Origin of the sequence: Agrococcus sp. SCSIO52902 (assembly GCF_022983135.1) — a bacterium.
Classification (GTDB): domain Bacteria; phylum Actinomycetota; class Actinomycetes; order Actinomycetales; family Microbacteriaceae; genus Agrococcus; species Agrococcus sediminis.
This window is the reverse complement of record NZ_CP095269.1, coordinates 157,142-172,007: the sequence shown is the minus strand read 5'-3', so window position 1 is coordinate 172,007 and position 14,866 is coordinate 157,142. Positions and strand designations below refer to the sequence as shown.

Annotated in this window: 18 protein-coding genes; 9 read left to right on the top strand and 9 right to left on the bottom strand. The window is 73.4% G+C overall.

All coding sequences use genetic code 11. From position 1 onward, the window contains the following. The first annotated feature begins 56 nt into the window (after positions 1 to 56). Together MU522_RS00855 and MU522_RS00850 are read left to right on the top strand one after the other, a co-directional pair. On the top strand, positions 57 to 1,718 hold the full coding sequence (locus tag MU522_RS00855; RefSeq protein WP_246991792.1) for an ABC-F family ATP-binding cassette domain-containing protein: 1,662 nt from the start codon (positions 57 to 59) through the stop codon (positions 1,716 to 1,718). A 99-nt stretch (positions 1,719 to 1,817) separates the two neighbouring features. After that, positions 1,818 to 2,198 (top strand): PH domain-containing protein, encoded by a 381-nt coding sequence (locus MU522_RS00850; protein WP_128188862.1) that lies wholly within the window; start codon positions 1,818 to 1,820, stop codon positions 2,196 to 2,198. A 30-nt stretch (positions 2,199 to 2,228) separates the two neighbouring features. Here MU522_RS00850 and MU522_RS00845 read toward each other — a convergent pair whose 3' ends face one another. From MU522_RS00845 to MU522_RS00825, 5 genes are all read right to left on the bottom strand, one after another. Then, entirely contained in the window at positions 2,229 to 2,558 is a 330-nt protein-coding gene (locus tag MU522_RS00845; protein WP_246991791.1) for a transcription initiation protein, read from the bottom strand. Positions 2,559 to 2,624: 66 nt separating this feature from the next. Beyond that, entirely contained in the window at positions 2,625 to 3,086 is a 462-nt protein-coding gene (locus MU522_RS00840; RefSeq protein ID WP_246991790.1) for an Lrp/AsnC family transcriptional regulator, read from the bottom strand. Beyond that, positions 3,071 to 4,411 carry an aspartate aminotransferase family protein gene (locus MU522_RS00835; RefSeq protein ID WP_246991789.1) on the bottom strand — a complete coding sequence of 447 codons (1,341 nt, stop codon included), beginning with the start codon at positions 4,409 to 4,411 and terminating at the stop codon, positions 3,071 to 3,073. The genes MU522_RS00840 and MU522_RS00835 overlap by 16 nt, the downstream gene beginning before the upstream one ends. A gap of 94 nt (positions 4,412 to 4,505) precedes the next feature. Then, positions 4,506 to 4,922, bottom strand: a complete 417-nt coding sequence (locus MU522_RS00830; RefSeq protein WP_128188866.1) for a universal stress protein — start codon at positions 4,920 to 4,922, stop codon at positions 4,506 to 4,508. Further along, entirely contained in the window at positions 4,919 to 6,439 is a 1,521-nt protein-coding gene (locus MU522_RS00825; protein WP_246991788.1) for an APC family permease, read from the bottom strand. The genes MU522_RS00830 and MU522_RS00825 overlap by 4 nt, the downstream gene beginning before the upstream one ends. Positions 6,440 to 6,618: 179 nt before the next feature. Here MU522_RS00825 and MU522_RS00820 point away from each other — a divergent pair, with 179 nt between their 5' ends. Then, positions 6,619 to 7,857, top strand: coding sequence for a saccharopine dehydrogenase C-terminal domain-containing protein (locus MU522_RS00820; protein WP_128188868.1), 1,239 nt, complete (start codon positions 6,619 to 6,621; stop codon positions 7,855 to 7,857). A gap of 120 nt (positions 7,858 to 7,977) precedes the next feature. Here MU522_RS00820 and MU522_RS00815 read toward each other — a convergent pair whose 3' ends face one another. Both MU522_RS00815 and thpR read right to left on the bottom strand, forming a co-directional pair. After that, positions 7,978 to 8,235 carry a nuclear transport factor 2 family protein gene (locus tag MU522_RS00815; protein WP_246991787.1) on the bottom strand — a complete coding sequence of 86 codons (258 nt, stop codon included), beginning with the start codon at positions 8,233 to 8,235 and terminating at the stop codon, positions 7,978 to 7,980. 51 nt (positions 8,236 to 8,286) lie between these two features. Further along, on the bottom strand, positions 8,287 to 8,838 hold the full coding sequence (gene thpR, locus MU522_RS00810; RefSeq protein ID WP_128188870.1) for an RNA 2',3'-cyclic phosphodiesterase: 552 nt from the start codon (positions 8,836 to 8,838) through the stop codon (positions 8,287 to 8,289). Between the two features lie 79 nt (positions 8,839 to 8,917). On the opposite strand from thpR, the gene MU522_RS00805 reads away from it, so the two are divergent. Genes MU522_RS00805 through MU522_RS00795 form a run of 3 tightly spaced genes read left to right on the top strand, consistent with a single transcriptional unit; the run spans position 8,918 to position 10,351 of the window. Next, positions 8,918 to 9,124, top strand: coding sequence for a DUF2945 domain-containing protein (locus MU522_RS00805; protein WP_246991786.1), 207 nt, complete (start codon positions 8,918 to 8,920; stop codon positions 9,122 to 9,124). A gap of 40 nt (positions 9,125 to 9,164) precedes the next feature. Further along, entirely contained in the window at positions 9,165 to 9,620 is a 456-nt protein-coding gene (locus MU522_RS00800) for a YdeI/OmpD-associated family protein (protein ID WP_246991784.1), read from the top strand. 17 nt (positions 9,621 to 9,637) lie between these two features. Further along, positions 9,638 to 10,351, top strand: coding sequence for a hypothetical protein (locus MU522_RS00795; RefSeq protein WP_246991782.1), 714 nt, complete (start codon positions 9,638 to 9,640; stop codon positions 10,349 to 10,351). A 13-nt stretch (positions 10,352 to 10,364) separates the two neighbouring features. Here MU522_RS00795 and MU522_RS00790 read toward each other — a convergent pair whose 3' ends face one another. Continuing rightward, positions 10,365 to 10,673, bottom strand: coding sequence for a biopolymer transporter Tol (locus tag MU522_RS00790; protein WP_146356622.1), 309 nt, complete (start codon positions 10,671 to 10,673; stop codon positions 10,365 to 10,367). Between the two features lie 5 nt (positions 10,674 to 10,678). Beyond that, positions 10,679 to 11,101, bottom strand: coding sequence for an Hsp20/alpha crystallin family protein (locus tag MU522_RS00785; protein ID WP_246991780.1), 423 nt, complete (start codon positions 11,099 to 11,101; stop codon positions 10,679 to 10,681). Positions 11,102 to 11,237: 136 nt separating this feature from the next. On the opposite strand from MU522_RS00785, the gene MU522_RS00780 reads away from it, so the two are divergent. The 3 genes from MU522_RS00780 (at position 11,238) to MU522_RS00770 (ending at position 14,853) form a co-directional block, all read left to right on the top strand. Continuing rightward, positions 11,238 to 11,687 (top strand): SRPBCC family protein, encoded by a 450-nt coding sequence (locus MU522_RS00780; protein ID WP_128188875.1) that lies wholly within the window; start codon positions 11,238 to 11,240, stop codon positions 11,685 to 11,687. A gap of 266 nt (positions 11,688 to 11,953) precedes the next feature. Next, positions 11,954 to 14,080 carry a DEAD/DEAH box helicase gene (locus MU522_RS00775; RefSeq protein WP_128188876.1) on the top strand — a complete coding sequence of 709 codons (2,127 nt, stop codon included), beginning with the start codon at positions 11,954 to 11,956 and terminating at the stop codon, positions 14,078 to 14,080. Positions 14,081 to 14,103: 23 nt separating this feature from the next. Continuing rightward, positions 14,104 to 14,853 (top strand): class I SAM-dependent methyltransferase, encoded by a 750-nt coding sequence (locus tag MU522_RS00770; RefSeq protein ID WP_246991778.1) that lies wholly within the window; start codon positions 14,104 to 14,106, stop codon positions 14,851 to 14,853. The last annotated feature ends 13 nt before the right edge of the window (positions 14,854 to 14,866 follow it).

The following is a 14,866-nucleotide window of genomic DNA, read 5'->3' as shown; positions in this document are numbered from 1 at the left end:
TGGAGAACCACGGGGGAGCGGCCGCGTCGGCGACCGGCGCCTGCGAGAATCGAGGGATGACCGCAACGCTCGTCGCGCAGGGCCTCGCCGGCGGGCACGGCCACCGCACGCTCTTCGACTCGCTCGACCTCACCGTCGCGCCCGGCGACGTCGTCGGCGTGGTCGGCGCGAACGGCGCCGGCAAGTCGACGCTGCTGCGCATCCTCGGCGGCGAGGCCGAGCCGCAGGCGGGCACCGTGCAGCTGGCGCCGGCCGACGCGTTCGTCGGCTGGCTGCCGCAGGAGCACGAGCGCGTCGAGGGCGAGACGGTCGTGGGCTACATCGCCCGGCGCACGGGGTGCGCGCAGGCGACGGCTGCCATGGATGCCGCGGCCCTCGCTCTCGGCGACCCGGCCCTCGCACCCGCCGGCGTCGACCCATCCGACGCCTATTCCGCAGCGCTCGACCGCTGGCTCGCGAGCGGCGCCGCCGACCTCGACGAGCGGATCCCGATCGTGCTCGCCGATCTCGGCCTCGAGCTCGATGGCGACCCCGAGCAGGCGCTCATGACCTCGCTCTCGGGCGGGCAGGCCGCGCGCGTCGGCCTCGCGGCGCTGCTGCTCAGCCGCTTCGACATCGTGCTGCTCGACGAGCCCACGAACGACCTCGACCTCGACGGGCTCGAGCGGCTCGAGGCCTTCGTGCAGGGGCTGCGGGGCGGGGTCGTGCTCGTCAGCCACGACCGCGAGTTCCTCGCGCGCTGCGTGACGCGCGTGCTCGAGCTCGACCTCGCGCAGTCGACCAACCGGGTCTACGGCGGCGGCTACGACGCCTACCTCGAGGAGCGCGCGACGCTCCGCCGGCACGCGCGCGAGCAGTACGACGAGTTCGCCGGCAAGAAGGCCGACCTCGTCAGCCGCGCCCGCACGCAGCGCGAGTGGTCGAGCCAGGGCGTGCGGAACGCCATGAAGAAGGCGCCCGACAACGACAAGAACCGCCGCCGCGCGATGACCGAGTCGAGCGAGAAGCAGGCGCAGAAGGTGCGGCAGATGGAGAGCCGCATCGCGCGCCTCGAGGAGGTCGAGGAGCCGCGCAAGGAGTGGGAGCTGCAGTTCGCGATCGCGGCCGCGCCCCGCTCGAGCACCGTCGTCTCGACGCTGAGCGGCGCGGTGATCCGGCAGGGCGACTTCACGCTCGGTCCGGTGTCGCTGCAGGTCAATGCGGGGGAGCGGATCGGCATCACCGGCCCCAACGGCGCCGGCAAGTCGACGCTGCTGCGCGCCCTGCTCGGCCGGCGCGAGCCCGACGAGGGCTCCGCGAGCCTCGGCGCGAGCGTGCAGATCGGCGAGATCGACCAGGCGCGCTCGCTGCTCGCCGGCGCGACGCCGCTCGCGGCCGCCTTCGAGGGGCTCGTGCCCGAGATGGCGTCGGGCGAGGTGCGCACGCTGCTGGCGAAGTTCGGCCTGCGCGCCGACCACGTCGGCCGCCCCGTCGACGAGCTCTCGCCCGGCGAGCGCACCCGCGCGGCGATGGCGCTCCTGCAGGCGCGCGGCGTCAACCTGCTCGTGCTCGACGAGCCCACGAACCACCTCGACCTCGCGGCGATCGAGCAGCTCGAGCAGGCGCTCGACACCTACGACGGCACGCTGCTGCTCGTCACGCACGACCGGCGGATGCTCGAGACGGTGCGCACGGACCGTCGCTGGCACGTCGAGGCCGGCAGGGTCGCGGAGCGCTGAGCGCCAGCGTCGGCGGTGGTCGCGCAAGCACCATGCGCGCGATGTCTGAGGGTTGCTCTAGCGTCTGAGGGGTCCCCACGACTGCACCGAGGAGTCCTCATGTCCATCGAGACCACCGCCGCCATCACCGCTTGGACGTTCGTCGCCGAATGCCCCATCCCCGACGACGTGATGCCGATGCTCGTGCAGGGCGAGCAGCCGATCGCCGCCTATAAGACCTTCCGCGACTCCGCGGTCTTCACGACCAAGCGTCTGATCGTCCGCGACGCGCAGGGGATGACCGGCAAGAAGGTCGAGATGTACTCGCTGCCGTACTCCTCGGTGAACATGTGGTCGTCGGAGAACGCCGGCACGCTCGACTTCAACGCTGAGCTCGAGCTCTGGACGCGGGCAGGGCACATCAAGATCAAGGTCGGCAAGGGCGTCGACGTCCGCAAGCTCGACCACCTCATCGCCCACGTGGTGCTCGGCGCCAGCTAGTCGGCAGACCCGGGCCGGCCGCCGCTCGCCTCAGCTGGCCGGGTCGTACTGGAACGCCCGCAGCTCCTGCGGCGTGCGGCATCCCTGGGCGATGCGCGCAGCCCACGACTCGGCCTCCTCGCGCGAGCCGAGCCTCAGCACGCAGAAGCCGCCGTCGAGGTGCGTCGTCGCCGGCGACGTCGCGCCGTCGGCGTGCACGAGCACGGGGTCGACGCTCTCGTCGATGCCGCCGCCGAAGACGTAGACGCCGGCCGCCTTCGCCTCCTCGATCACCGCGTGCGAGTCGCGCACGACATCCGGGAACTCCTCGTCGGTCAGCACCATCGAGGCGCTCGGGAACGAGATCAGGTAGTGGTCCATGCCGGCCATCATGCACCGGTCGGGCCTGTCCGACCAGACCTGCTGACGCGCGAGTGACGCGACGCGCTACCGCACGCCCCACGCGTAGTTCTGCTTCTGCAGCTTCAGGTACATCAGGGTGTCGGTCTCGCGCACGCCCTCGATCGAGCGGATGCGCTGCGAGACGAGCTCGAGCAGGTGCGCGTCGCTCTCGCAGACGACCTCGACGAGCACGTCGTAGCTGCCGGCGGTGATGACGACGTAGTCGACCTCGGGCAGCGCCGCGAGCGACTCGGCGAGCGGCTCGAGGGCACCGGATGCGCGGATGCCGATCATCGCCTGGCGCGCGAACCCGAGCTGGGTCGGGTCGGTGACGGCGACGATCTGCATCACGCCCGAGTCGGTGAGGCGCTTCACCCGGTTGCGCACCGCCGTCTCGCTCAGCCCGACGGCGTCGGCGATCGCCGAGTAGGGCGCGCGGCCGTCGCGCTGCAGCTCGGCGATGATCGCCTTGTCCTGGGCGTCGGGGAGGCTCACAGCCGCGCCCATGCCTCGGTCAGCACACCGCGCAGGATCTGCTCGATCTCGTCGAAGTGCGACTGGTCGCAGATGAGCGGCGGGGAGAGCTGGATGACCGGGTCGCCGCGGTCGTCGGCGCGGCAGTAGAGGCCTGCGTCGAACAGCGCGGTCGACAGGAAGCCGCGCAGCAGCCGCTCGCTCTCGGCCTCGTCGAACGTCTCGCGGGTGGCCTTGTCCTTCACCATCTCGATCCCGTAGAAGTAGCCGTCGCCGCGCACGTCGCCGACGATCGGCAGGTCGGTGAGGCGCTCGAGCGTCGCCCGGAAGGCGCCCTCGTTGGCGCGCACGTGCTCGAGCACGCCCTCCTCCTCGAAGATCTGCAGGTTGCGCAGGCCCACGGCCGTCGCGACCGGGTGACCGCCGAAGGTGTAGCCGTGCGCGAACATCGCGCCCGGCTGCGCGAACGGCTCGAAGAGCCTCGCGCTCGCGATCATCGCCCCGAGCGGCGCGTAGCCGGAGGTGAGCCCCTTCGCGCACGTGATGATGTCGGGCTGGTAGCCGTAGCGCTCCGCGCCGAACATCGTGCCGAGCCGCCCGAAGGCGCAGATCACCTCGTCCGAGACGAGCAGCACGTCGTGCTCGTCGCAGATCTCTCGCACCCGCTCGAAGTAGCCCGGCGGCGGCGGGAAGCACCCGCCGGCGTTCTGCACCGGCTCGAGGAAGACCGCCGCGACCGTCTCGGGCCCCTCCTGCTCGATCGCCACCGCGATCTGGTCGGCCGCCCAGCGGCCGAACGCCTCGGGGTCGTCGCGGTGGATCGGCGCCCGGTACAGGTTGGTGTTCGGCACCCGGAAGGTCGACGGCACGAGCGGCTCGAACATCTGCTTGAGCGACGGCAGGCCCGTGATCGACAGCGCCCCGTGCGTGGTGCCGTGGTAGGCGATCGCGCGGCTGATGACCTTGTGCTTCTGCGGCCTGCCGGTGAGCCGGTAGTAGTTCTTCGCGAGCTTCCACGCGCTCTCGACGGCCTCGCCGCCGCCGCTCGTGAAGAAGACGCGGTCGAGGTCGCCGGGCGCGAGCGCCGCGATGCGGTCGGCGAGCTCGACGGCGGTCGGATGCGCGTACGACCAGAGCGGGAAGTACGCAAGCGTCGACGCCTGGTCGGCCGCGACAGCGGCGAGGTCGGCGCGGCCGTGCCCGAGCTGGTTGACGAACAGCCCGGCGAGCCCGTCGAGGTAGCGCTTCCCCCGGTCGTCCCAGATGTAGGCGCCCTCGCCGCGCACGATGACCGGCGCCGCGTCGGCGCCTGCCATCCGGGTGAAGTGCATCCACAGGTGGTCGGCGGGCGTGCTCATGCGTCTCGTCTCCTCGTTCGTGTCGTCGGGGTGCCTGGGGCGGCGTGCCGGATGCGCGCGGCGGCGCACGGCCGCGCCGCCGCGCGTCGGGCGGTCAGTCGGGGATCGGCACGCAGAGCACCGGGCGCCGGCTGCGGTGCAGCAGCTTGTGCGGCGTCGAGCCGAGGATGGCGCCCTGCAGCGGGCTCTCGCCCCACGTGCCGACGACGATCACGCTCGCGTCGTGGGCGTCCGCCTGCTCGAGCAGCGCATCCACCGGCTTCGCCGAGACGAGCTGGGTGATCGCGTCGACGCCGGCCTCCTCGGCCGCGGCGAGCGCGTGGCTGATCGCCTCGCCGCCGAGCTGCGCGAGCGCCGCCTCGTGCGTGCGCAGCTCGTCGCCGGGAGCCCCGGGCGGCGCGGTGCCGTAGACGATCACGAGCTGCTCGCCGAAGCGGCGGGCGACGTCGATCGCGGTGGTGAGCGCCGCCCGGGCGCCGGGCGACTCGTCGTAGCCGAGCACGATGCTCATGCGCGCGTCCCCTCTCCGTCGCGGGTGGCGTCGACCCGCACGATGGTCTGCTCGGCGGTGCTCGGCCGCTCCTCCCAGAAGCGCCGGTCGCGGAAGTACCAGATGATCATCAGCACGACGCCGGTGGCGAAGATGCCGATGCCGATCACGAGGGGCGGGCCGAGGCCGAACCAGGGGGTCTCGGTGTAGGCGTTCTCGGGGTTGCCGTAGTCGATGATCGCCGAGACGAGCAGCCAGATGAGCAGCAGCGAGCCGATCACGGGGCCCACGCCGATGAGCAGGAAGCTCTTCGCGCTCGACATGAGGCGCTTGCGGAAGTAGATCGCGCACGCGATGCCGGTGAGCGCGTAGTAGAACGCGATCAGCAGGCCGAGCGCGGTGAGCGTGTCCCAGAGCGCCGTCTCGCTCAGCAGGCCCACGACCAGGTAGTACGCGATCGCGATGCCCGCGACCCACCAGGTCGACACATCCGGCGTCCGGAAGCGGGGGTGGATGTGCCCGAACATCGCGGGCAGCGCGCGGCGGCGGGCCATGCTGAGGCCCGTGCGGGACGCGGGGATGATCGTCGTCTGCGTCGACGCGAGGGCCGAGGTCGAGACCGACAGCATCACGATCCACGCGAACGGGCCCATCGTGTCGGAGGCGAGCACCTGGAAGATCGCGTCCTCCTCGTCGGCGGTCTCGGCGAGGAACGCCTCGCCGGCGAGCGCGACCACGGCGATCGTGACCGAGAGGTACGTGATGACGAGCACGACTGTCGACCAGATCGCGGCCTTGCCGGGCGACTGCGAGGAGTTGGTGGTCTCCTCGGTGAGGTTGACCGCCGACTCCCAGCCCCAGTAGGCGAAGACGCCCAGCAGCAGGCCCGCCGTCACGCCCTCCCAGCCGCCGCCGAACGGGTTCAGCCACTCCCACGAGGGGGTGATCGACTCGTACGCCGACGTGTTGGTGAAGACCTGCACGAGCGCCACGACGGCGAAGGTGAGCAGCGACAGCACCTGGAAGATGATGAGCACGTTCTGCAGCCGGGCCGAGATCTCGGTGCCCCAGACGCAGATGGCGGTCATGACGAGGATGACGATCACCGTGAGCACGCGGATGAGCACGGGGTCGTAGGCGAGATCCTCGAGGCCGAAGGTCAGCAGCGCGTAGCGCGCGGCGACCTCGGCGAGCGATCCGACGATGAGCACGCCGGTCATCGCGATCGCCCAGCCGCCGATCCAGCCGAACCAGGGGCCCATGGCGCGCGTCACCCAGGAGAAGGTGGTGCCGCAGTCCTGGTCGACGGTGTTGAGGTAGTAGAAGGCGGAGGCGATGAGCAGCATCGGCAGGAAGCTCGCCAGCATGATGCCGGGGGCGTGCACGCCCGTGTAGAGCACGAGCCCGCCGATGATCGCGGCGATCGTGTAGGCGGGGGAGGTGGAGGCGAGGCCGATGACGAGCGCGTCGAAGAAGCCGATGGCGTTCGGCTTCAGCTGCGCTCTGCCGTCGGCGACGGGGATGGTGCTGCGGGTCACGACGGCTCCCTCTGGGCAATGCGGCGGATGCCGTGCGTGCGTCCCGGTGTCGGTGCCGTATCCGCGCTTCTTGCTGGGTGAGACTACTGATTCCGTCGTTCTGGCGCTAGAGTCGCGCTGAATCCGGCTTCTCGTGTCGCGCGGCCGCGCGGCCGGAGCCGGCGGAGGGAGCATCGTCCATGCGGATCCTGCTGGTGGGAGCCGGAGGCGTCGGCGGCGCGTTCGCCGCGATCGCGGCCCGTCGCGACTTCTTCGAGGCGATCGTGATCGCCGACTACGACGCGGCGCGCGCCGAGCGCGCCGCGGCCGTCGACGCGCGCTTCAGCGCGGCGCAGGTCGACGCATCCGACCCCGGCTCGGTCGCGGCGCTGTGCCGCGAGCACGGCATCACGCACGTCATGAACGCGGTCGACCCGCGCTTCGTGATGCCCATCTTCGACGGCGCGCTCGCAGCCGGCGCCGACTACCTCGACATGGCGATGAGCCTGTCGACGCGGCACCCCGACGAGCCCTACGCGAAGGTCGGCGTGAAGCTCGGCGACGCGCAGTTCGCGAAGGCAGGGGCCTGGGAGTCTGCGGGCCGGCTCGCGCTCGTGGGCATGGGCGTGGAGCCGGGCCTGTCGGACGTGCTCGCGCGCTACGCCGCCGACGAGCTCTTCTCGTCGATCACCGAGCTCGGCACGCGCGACGGCGCGAACCTCGCCGTGCACGACGACGACGGCAACGAGATCTTCGCGCCCTCGTTCTCCATCTGGACGACCATCGAGGAGTGCCTCAACCCGCCCGTCATCTGGGAGCGCTCGCGCACCGGCGTCGACGGCGGCTGGTACACGACGCCGCCCTTCAGCGAGCCCGAGGTCTTCGACTTCCCCGAGGGCATCGGCCCGGTCGAGTGCGTCAACGTCGAGCACGAGGAGGTGCTGCTCATGCCGCGCTGGCTCGACTGCGAGCGCGTCACCTTCAAGTACGGGCTCGGTGCCGAGTTCATCGGCGTGCTGCAGACGCTCCACACGCTCGGGCTCGACCGCACCGAGAAGGTGCGGGTCGGCGGCGTCGAGGTCTCGCCGCGAGACGTCGTGGCCGCCTGCCTGCCGGATCCCGCATCCATCGGCCCGGTGATGACGGGCAAGACGTGCGCCGGCGTGTGGGTGCGCGGCACCGGGAAGGACGGCGAGCCGCGCTCGACCTACCTGTACCACGTGGTCGACAACGCGTGGTCGATGGCCGAGTACGGGCACCAGTGCGTCGTCTGGCAGACGGCGATCAACCCCGTGATCGCGCTTGAGCTGCTCGCGACCGGCGTCTGGTCGGGCTCGGGCGTGCTCGGGCCGGAGGCGATGCCGCCGAAGCCGTTCCTCGACAAGCTCGAGGAGTACGGCAGCCCGTGGGGGCTGATGGAGGTCGCGCTGGCCGCATGAGGCGGCCGCGGGGTCGCGTGCTGCGGGCGGCCGCCCGTTCGTCGACCGGCCAGGTGCGTCGCCGACCGGACTATCCGGCCGGACTCGCACGGAGCCGGTCGAGCGACGGCGTGCGGGAGGTCAGTCGGCGCCGGGGCTGCCGGTGACGATCGCGAGCCGCGCGTCCTCGATCAGCACGCGCAGGTCGTGCTGCGGCGCCGTCGGCTCGCGCTCCGTGCGCCACATCTCGACGATCGCGTCGATGCCGCGCAGCGGCGAGGGGTCGTCGGGCCGGAACCAGTACTCGGCGTCGTCGGCGAAGATCGCCCGCACGTCGGCCGGGTCCTTCGTCTCCCACGCGCGGATGTAGCCGTCGAGCCATCGCTGTGCAGCCGTCATGCTGCGTTCCTACCGCACCGGGCGCACCGGCGGTAGGGCGGTGCGCGAGCGTCAGCCGCCGAGCGGCAGCGTCGCGACGCCGAGGTGCCGCGGCTGGTGCGGGCGGCCGAGCAGCTGCGACTCGATGAGCTCGACCTCGTCGACCGTCCAGGTGCGCGAGGCGTAGGTGTCGAGCACGCGCAGCCAGCGGAGCGCGCTGCGGTGGCGCGGCGGCCGCGCGAGCGTCACGTGCGGCACGAACCGCCGGCCGTCTGGCGCGGCGCCCGCGACACTCGCGGCGGTGCGCACGCGCTGCGCGAGGTGCTCGAGCTCGGCATGGCCGCGGTCGACGCCGAGCCAGAGCACGGCCGGGCGATCCGGGTCGGGGAATGCCCCCGCCCCGGCCAGCCGGCACGCGAACGGCGGCACGTCGAGCACGGCGGCGCGCAAGCGCTCCTCCAGGGGCTCGAGGATGCGCTCCGGCACGCCGGGCAGGAACGCGAGGGTGAGGTGCAGGCGATCCGAGGGCGTCCAGCGCAGGCCCTCGCGGGGCTCGAGGAACGCGGCGAGATCCTCCCGCACGTCCTCCGGCGGCACCACGGCCGCGAACATCCGTCGCCCCATGGGCCGACCCTAGCCGCGCCGCCCAGGCGCCGCTCGGGAGCCGGGCGTAGCGTGCGGCACACGAGCGAGGGGAGCGGCCATGGGGTTCCGGAAGGGCGACGAGGTGCGCTGGAGCACGAGCCAGGGCGAGACGCACGGCAGCGTGGTGGAGCGCCGCACGAGCGACTTCCAGCTCGACGGGCAGCAGTTCCGCGCCTCCGAGGAGGAGCCGTACTACGTCGTCGAGTCGGCGAAGACGGGGGCGAGGGCGGCCCACAAGGAGTCGGCGCTCCGGAAGCGCTCGTGACGCTGGTGCACGGCCGTCGGCGCGGCCTACGCTGGCGCGCATGAGCGAGCTCCGCATCCGCACCACCGTCGAGCGCCGCGGGCCGGCCGCGGCGATCATCCTCACCGACGAGCAGGTCGCCTCGCTCGGCGGCGCGAAGAACGCGCCCGTCACGCTGAGCATCGGCGACGCCACCGTGCGCACGCGCATCGGGCAGATGGGCGGCGAGAACCTGCTCGGCCTGTCGAAGGAGCGGCGCGCGGCGCTCGGCGTCGACGAGGGCGATGAGGTCGAGGCGGTCGTCGCGCTCGACCGGGCCGAGCGCGAGGTCGAGCTGCCGCAGGAGCTCGCGGCGGCGCTCGACGCCGATCCGACCGCGGCCGCCGCCTTCGCGGGGCTCGCGCCGTCGCGCCGCAAGGAGCTCGCTCGGGGCATCGCCGACGCCAAGGCCGACGCCACCCGGCAGCGCCGCCTCGAGCGCGCGCTCGACCAGCTGCGCGCGACGACCGCGAGCTGAGCCGCGGGACGCCGACCGTGCTCGACGCGCTGCTCTGGGGTGCGGTCGCGACGTCGTCGCTCGTGCTCGGCGCCGCGCTCGCGATGCTGCGCCGCTGGTCGGATGGCGTGGTCGGCATCGTGCTCGCGTTCGGGGCGGGCGCGCTCATCGCGGCCGTCGCCTTCGAGCTCGCGGAGGGCGGCCTCGCCGAGGGCGGGCCGCTCGCGGTCGGCGCGGGCCTCGCGGCCGGAGCGCTCACCTTCTTCTTCGCCGACCGCGCCCTCGAGGCGGGCTCCGGCCGCCGCAGCAACCGCGGCCACGGCACGGCGGGCGTGCCGCTCGCCCTCGGCGCGCTGCTCGACGGCGTGCCCGAGCAGGCGGTGCTCGGCATCGGGCTCGCCGCAGGCGACGGCGTGAGCGCGGCGCTGCTGGCGGCGGTCTTCATCTCCAACCTGCCGGAGTCGGTCGGCTCCTCGGCCGACATGCTCCGCGCCGGCCGCTCGCGCCGCTTCGTGCTGCTGCTGTGGCTGGGCGTCGCCGTCGTCTGCACGCTCGCCGCCGTCGGCGGGCGCGCGATCGCCGAGGGCGCGCCGCCGGCGCTCACGGGGGTCGTCGACGGCTTCGCCGCGGGTGCGCTGCTCGTGATGCTCGTCGACGCGATGATCCCCGAGGCCCGCGCGAAGGGCGGCACGGGCGCGGGCCTCGCGACCGTCGTCGGCTTCGCGGTTGCCGCGAGCCTCTCGCTGCTCTGAGGCGGCGGTGCCCTCAGGCCTCCGGCGGCGCGAGCTCGTCGAGGCGCGCGAGCCGCTCGCGCGCCCGCTCGGCGCGCTCCGCCTCGCCGAGCTCCCACCAGGCGTCCCCGCGTTCGCCGAGGCCCTCCTTCGCCAGCTGCACGCGGTCGCGCGCCGCCCGCCTCGAGGCGTCGTCGCCCGCGAGCCGCACGGCCGAGCGCGCCCGGCCGAGGTGCGAGCGCAGCCGCGCCGACGCATCCGCCGCCAACGACGGATCCTCCGCGCGCCAGCGGCGCCCGTCGACGACGATCCACCGCCCGTCGTCGGTGCGCTCGGCCGGCACGCCGCTCAGCGCCGCTCGACCGGGATGTGGCGGGTCTTCGCGGGCACGCGGTCGAGGCCGACGCGCACGGTGAGCACGCCGTCCTCGTAGGAGGCGGTGATCTCGTCGTCCTTCGTGCCCTGCGGCAGCCGCACCGCGCGGGCGAGCGCGCCGTAGCGGAACTCCGAGCGCTGCTTCTCGCGCTTGTCGGGGTGCCGCTCGGCGTGGATCGTGAGCACGCCGTGCTCGACCGTCACGTCGATGTCGCGCGCCGGGTTCAGCCCCGGCAGCTCGGCGTGCACGACGAAGGCGCCGTCCTCCATGAGCTCCTCCACCCGGATGCCGGGCAGCGGGCCCCTGCCGTCCCAGCCGCCGAGCAGCGCGAACGCATCCACCCACTCGGTGAACGGCGGGAAGATCGGGTACCTGCGCGAGGCCTCCGCGGTCATGGCCGCTCCCTCCGTCGTCGTTGCCTCGTGTCTACTCCGCTTCGACCGTCGCTTCAATGGCCGGGCGGTCAGGAAGCGGATGCGCCGGGCCGGGCCGCGATGGCGCGCTCGGCCGCGCGCATGGTTCGATCGATCCATGAGCGACACCGAGGTCTCCCGAGTCGTGCAGGCGAGCCGCATCATCGAGGCTCCCGCCGACGTCATCTTCGAGCACATCGCCGACCCGGCCAGGCAGCCGGCGTGGGACGGCAACGACAACCTCGCCGAGGCGCCCGACGGCCAGCGCGTGCGGGGCGTCGGCGACGTCTTCTCGATGACGCTGACGCAGGGCGCGGTGCGCGAGAACCACGTCGTGGAGTTCGAGGAGGGCCGCACGATCGCGTGGAAGCCCGCCGAGCCCGGCTCGCCGCCCATCGGCCACGTGTGGCGCTGGGAGCTCGAGCCCGAGGGCACGGGCACCCGCGTGACGCACACCTACGACTGGACCGACCTGCACGACGAGCAGCGCATCCCGCGCGCGCAGCGCACGCAGCCGGCCAACCTGCTCGCCTCGATCGACCGGCTCGCGGGCGTCGTCGGCGGCTGAGACCGCGGGGGAGAGCGTCGGGGCGGGGGAGCGCCCTGCGCGGCCGGTCAGCGCGCCCGGTGGGGCTCAGGAGCGCGCGCCGGCGCGGAGCGGGTAGCATGGTGGCAGGCGACAGCCCGCCGGTCACCGCCGGAGCCGCATCGCGGCCCCGCCCGTGCACCGCAGCCGCCGTCGCCGGCTCGATCAGCCGCCCGCGCTCCGCGGGCGACGTCGCAGCCTGAACGCCTGGGGCCCGCATCGCCGGCCCCGCCTCGAACGGAGGACATGTGGCCGACGCCGCAACCATCGATGCTCCCGAGACGGACGCATCCCCCGACGCCCCGTCGCGCGAGCGCGACGCGCTCATCCCGCAGCTCGCCCGCGCCGTCCGGCAGGTCGAAGCCGGCGTGAAGCGCGGCGCGGCATCGCGCTCGACCCGCACCAAGCTGCAGGTCGTCGCGATCCTCGCCCGCGAGGAGCGCGCCCGCGTGCGCGCCGACAAGGAGCTCACCGACGCGCAGCGCGCCGAGGAGCTCAAGCGCCTCGACGGCATCGCCGTCATCCTCGCGAAGGCCGCGAGCCGCGAGCCCACGCTGCTGCCCTTGCTCGGCGAGGGCGCGCCCCTCACCGACGCCGTGCGCGAGCGCAAGCGCGAGATGCTGCTCGCCGCGGGCATCGAGCCCGAGCCCGAGGTCTCCTCGGCGCCCGAGCCCGAGCAGACCGAGCCGCAGGCGCCGCAGGTCGTGCCGCCCTCGGTGCGGCGCGTGCAGCTCGCCAACCCGTTCCTCGAGCCCGACCTGTCGCACGTGCGCCGCAAGCCCGAGCGCGACCGCCTCGCGGGCTTCGACCTGCTCTCGCCGCTGTTCCTCTCGTTCGAGGTCGCGGCCGACGGCCGACCCGCGTGCATGCCGCTGCCGCAGCCCAAGCAGCGCATCGCGCCCGGCGGCAAGCAGCTCATGCACCACCAGGCCGAGCTCGTGCAGGCCGCCCGCGAGGGGCACCGCACGTTCCTGCTCGCCGACGAGCCGGGCCTCGGCAAGACCGCGCAGGCGCTGCTCGCCGCGCAGGCGGCGGATGCGTTCCCGCTGCTCGTCGTCGCGCCGAGCGTCGTGAAGATCAACTGGGCGCGCGAGACCGAGCGCTGGGTGCCCGGCCGCCGCGCCGCCGTGCTGCAGGGCGACGGCGACCAGCTCGACGCGTTCGCCGACGTCGTGGTCGTCAACTACGAGGTGCTCGACCGGCACATCGGCTGGCTCGAGCGCTTCGGCTTCCGCGGCATGGTCGTCGACGAGGCCCACTTCATCAAGAACACCCGCTCGAAGCGGTCGCGCCACGTGCTGCAGATCGCCGCGGCGCTGCGCGAGCGCGTCGGCAACCCGCTGCTCATGGCGCTGACGGGCACCCCGCTCATCAACGACATCGAGGACTTCGGGGCGATCTGGCGGTTCCTCGGCTGGATCGACCAGAAGGAGCCGAACGCCGAGCTCACCGACGACCTCGAGCAGATCGGCCTGACGCCGATGGACCGCGGCTTCTACCCGGCCGCGCGCCGCGCCGTGATCGACATGGGCATCGTGCGCCGCCGCAAGATCGACGTCGCCGCCGACATCCCGGCCCGCCGCATCGCCGACATCCCCGTCGAGCTCGACGAGGCATCCGGCCGCTCCATCCGCGCCGCCGAGCGCGAGCTCGTCGACCGCATGCTGCGCCGCTACGACGCCGCGATGGAGCAGCGCTCCGCCGACGCGCGCGACGACAGCCGCGTCGACGACGAGCTCGTGCACCGCATCGCGCGCAGCGAGGTCGAGACGCAGGAGGGCAGCACGGGCGAGAACGTCTTCGCGCTCGCCCGCCGCATCGGCCGCGCGAAGGCCGAGCTCGCCGCCGACTACGCGGGCCAGCTCGCGCACTCGGTGGGCAAGGTGGTCTTCTTCGCGAAGCACATCGACGTCCTCGACGCCGCCGAGCAGACGCTCGCGAAGGCCGGCATCAAGACCGTCTCGATCCGCGGCGACCAGACACCGACGCAGCGCCAGAGCGCCATCGACGCGTTCACGAACGACGACTCGGTGCAGGTCATCGTCTGCTCGCTCATGGCGGCGGGCGTGGGCGTCAACCTGCAGGCAGCCGCCGACATGGTGCTCGCCGAGCTCTCCTGGACCGACGCCGAGCAGACGCAGGCGATCGACCGCATCCACCGCATCGGCCAGTCGATGCCGGTCACCGTGTGGCGCATCCTCGCCGCGCAGACGATCGACACGCGCATCGCCGAGCTGCTCGACGCGAAGGCCGGCATGGTCGGCCGCGCGATCGACGGCACCACCGGCGACGAGCCGACCACGGGCGACCTGCGGCAGGCGGCCGTCGAGGGCATGCTCCGCGACGCCGTCGCCGCCCGCATCGCGCGGCGCTGACGGCGCGACGGGCTGAGGCGGCCGTGGTCGACGCGATCTTCGGCGATCCGAGGCTCGCGGCGGTCTACGACGCGCTCGACGCCGACCGCTCCGACCTCGAGGTCTACGAGCGGATCGTCGTCGACGAGCTGGGCGCCCGCTCGGCGCTCGACATCGGCTGCGGCACCGGCACCTTCGCGCTCATGCTCGCCGCCCGCGGGCTCGACGTCACCGGCGTCGACCCGGCCGCCGCATCCGTCGCCGTCGCCCAGGCGAAGCCCGGCGCCGATGCCGTGCGCTGGGTCGTCGGCCTCGCCGACGCGGCGACGCGGGCGGATGCGCGGGGTCGCTCGGGCGTCGACGTCGTCACCATGACGGCCAACGTCGCGCAGGTCTTCCTCGACGACCTCGACTGGCTCCGCGTGCTCGTCGCGGCGCGGCGGGCGCTCCGGCCCGGCGGCACGCTCGTGCTCGAGTCGCGCAGGCCCGAGCGGAAGGCGTGGCTCGAGTGGACGCCGGATGCGACGCGGCAGGTCGTCGACGTGCCGCACGAGGGGCAGGTGGAGGAGTGGATCGAGGTCACGGGCGTCGACGGCGAGCTCGTCACCTTCTCGTCGCCGACGGTCTTCCACCGGGACGGCACGCGCATCGACTCCACCACGACGCTGCGCTTCCGGCCGCGCGCCGCGATCGAGGCGTCGCTCGCGCGCGCCGGGCTCGAGGTGGTCGATGTGCGCGACGCGCCCGACCGCCCGGGGCGCGAGTGGGTCTACCTCGCGAGGCGCCCGGGCTGAGCGCGGCGACCGC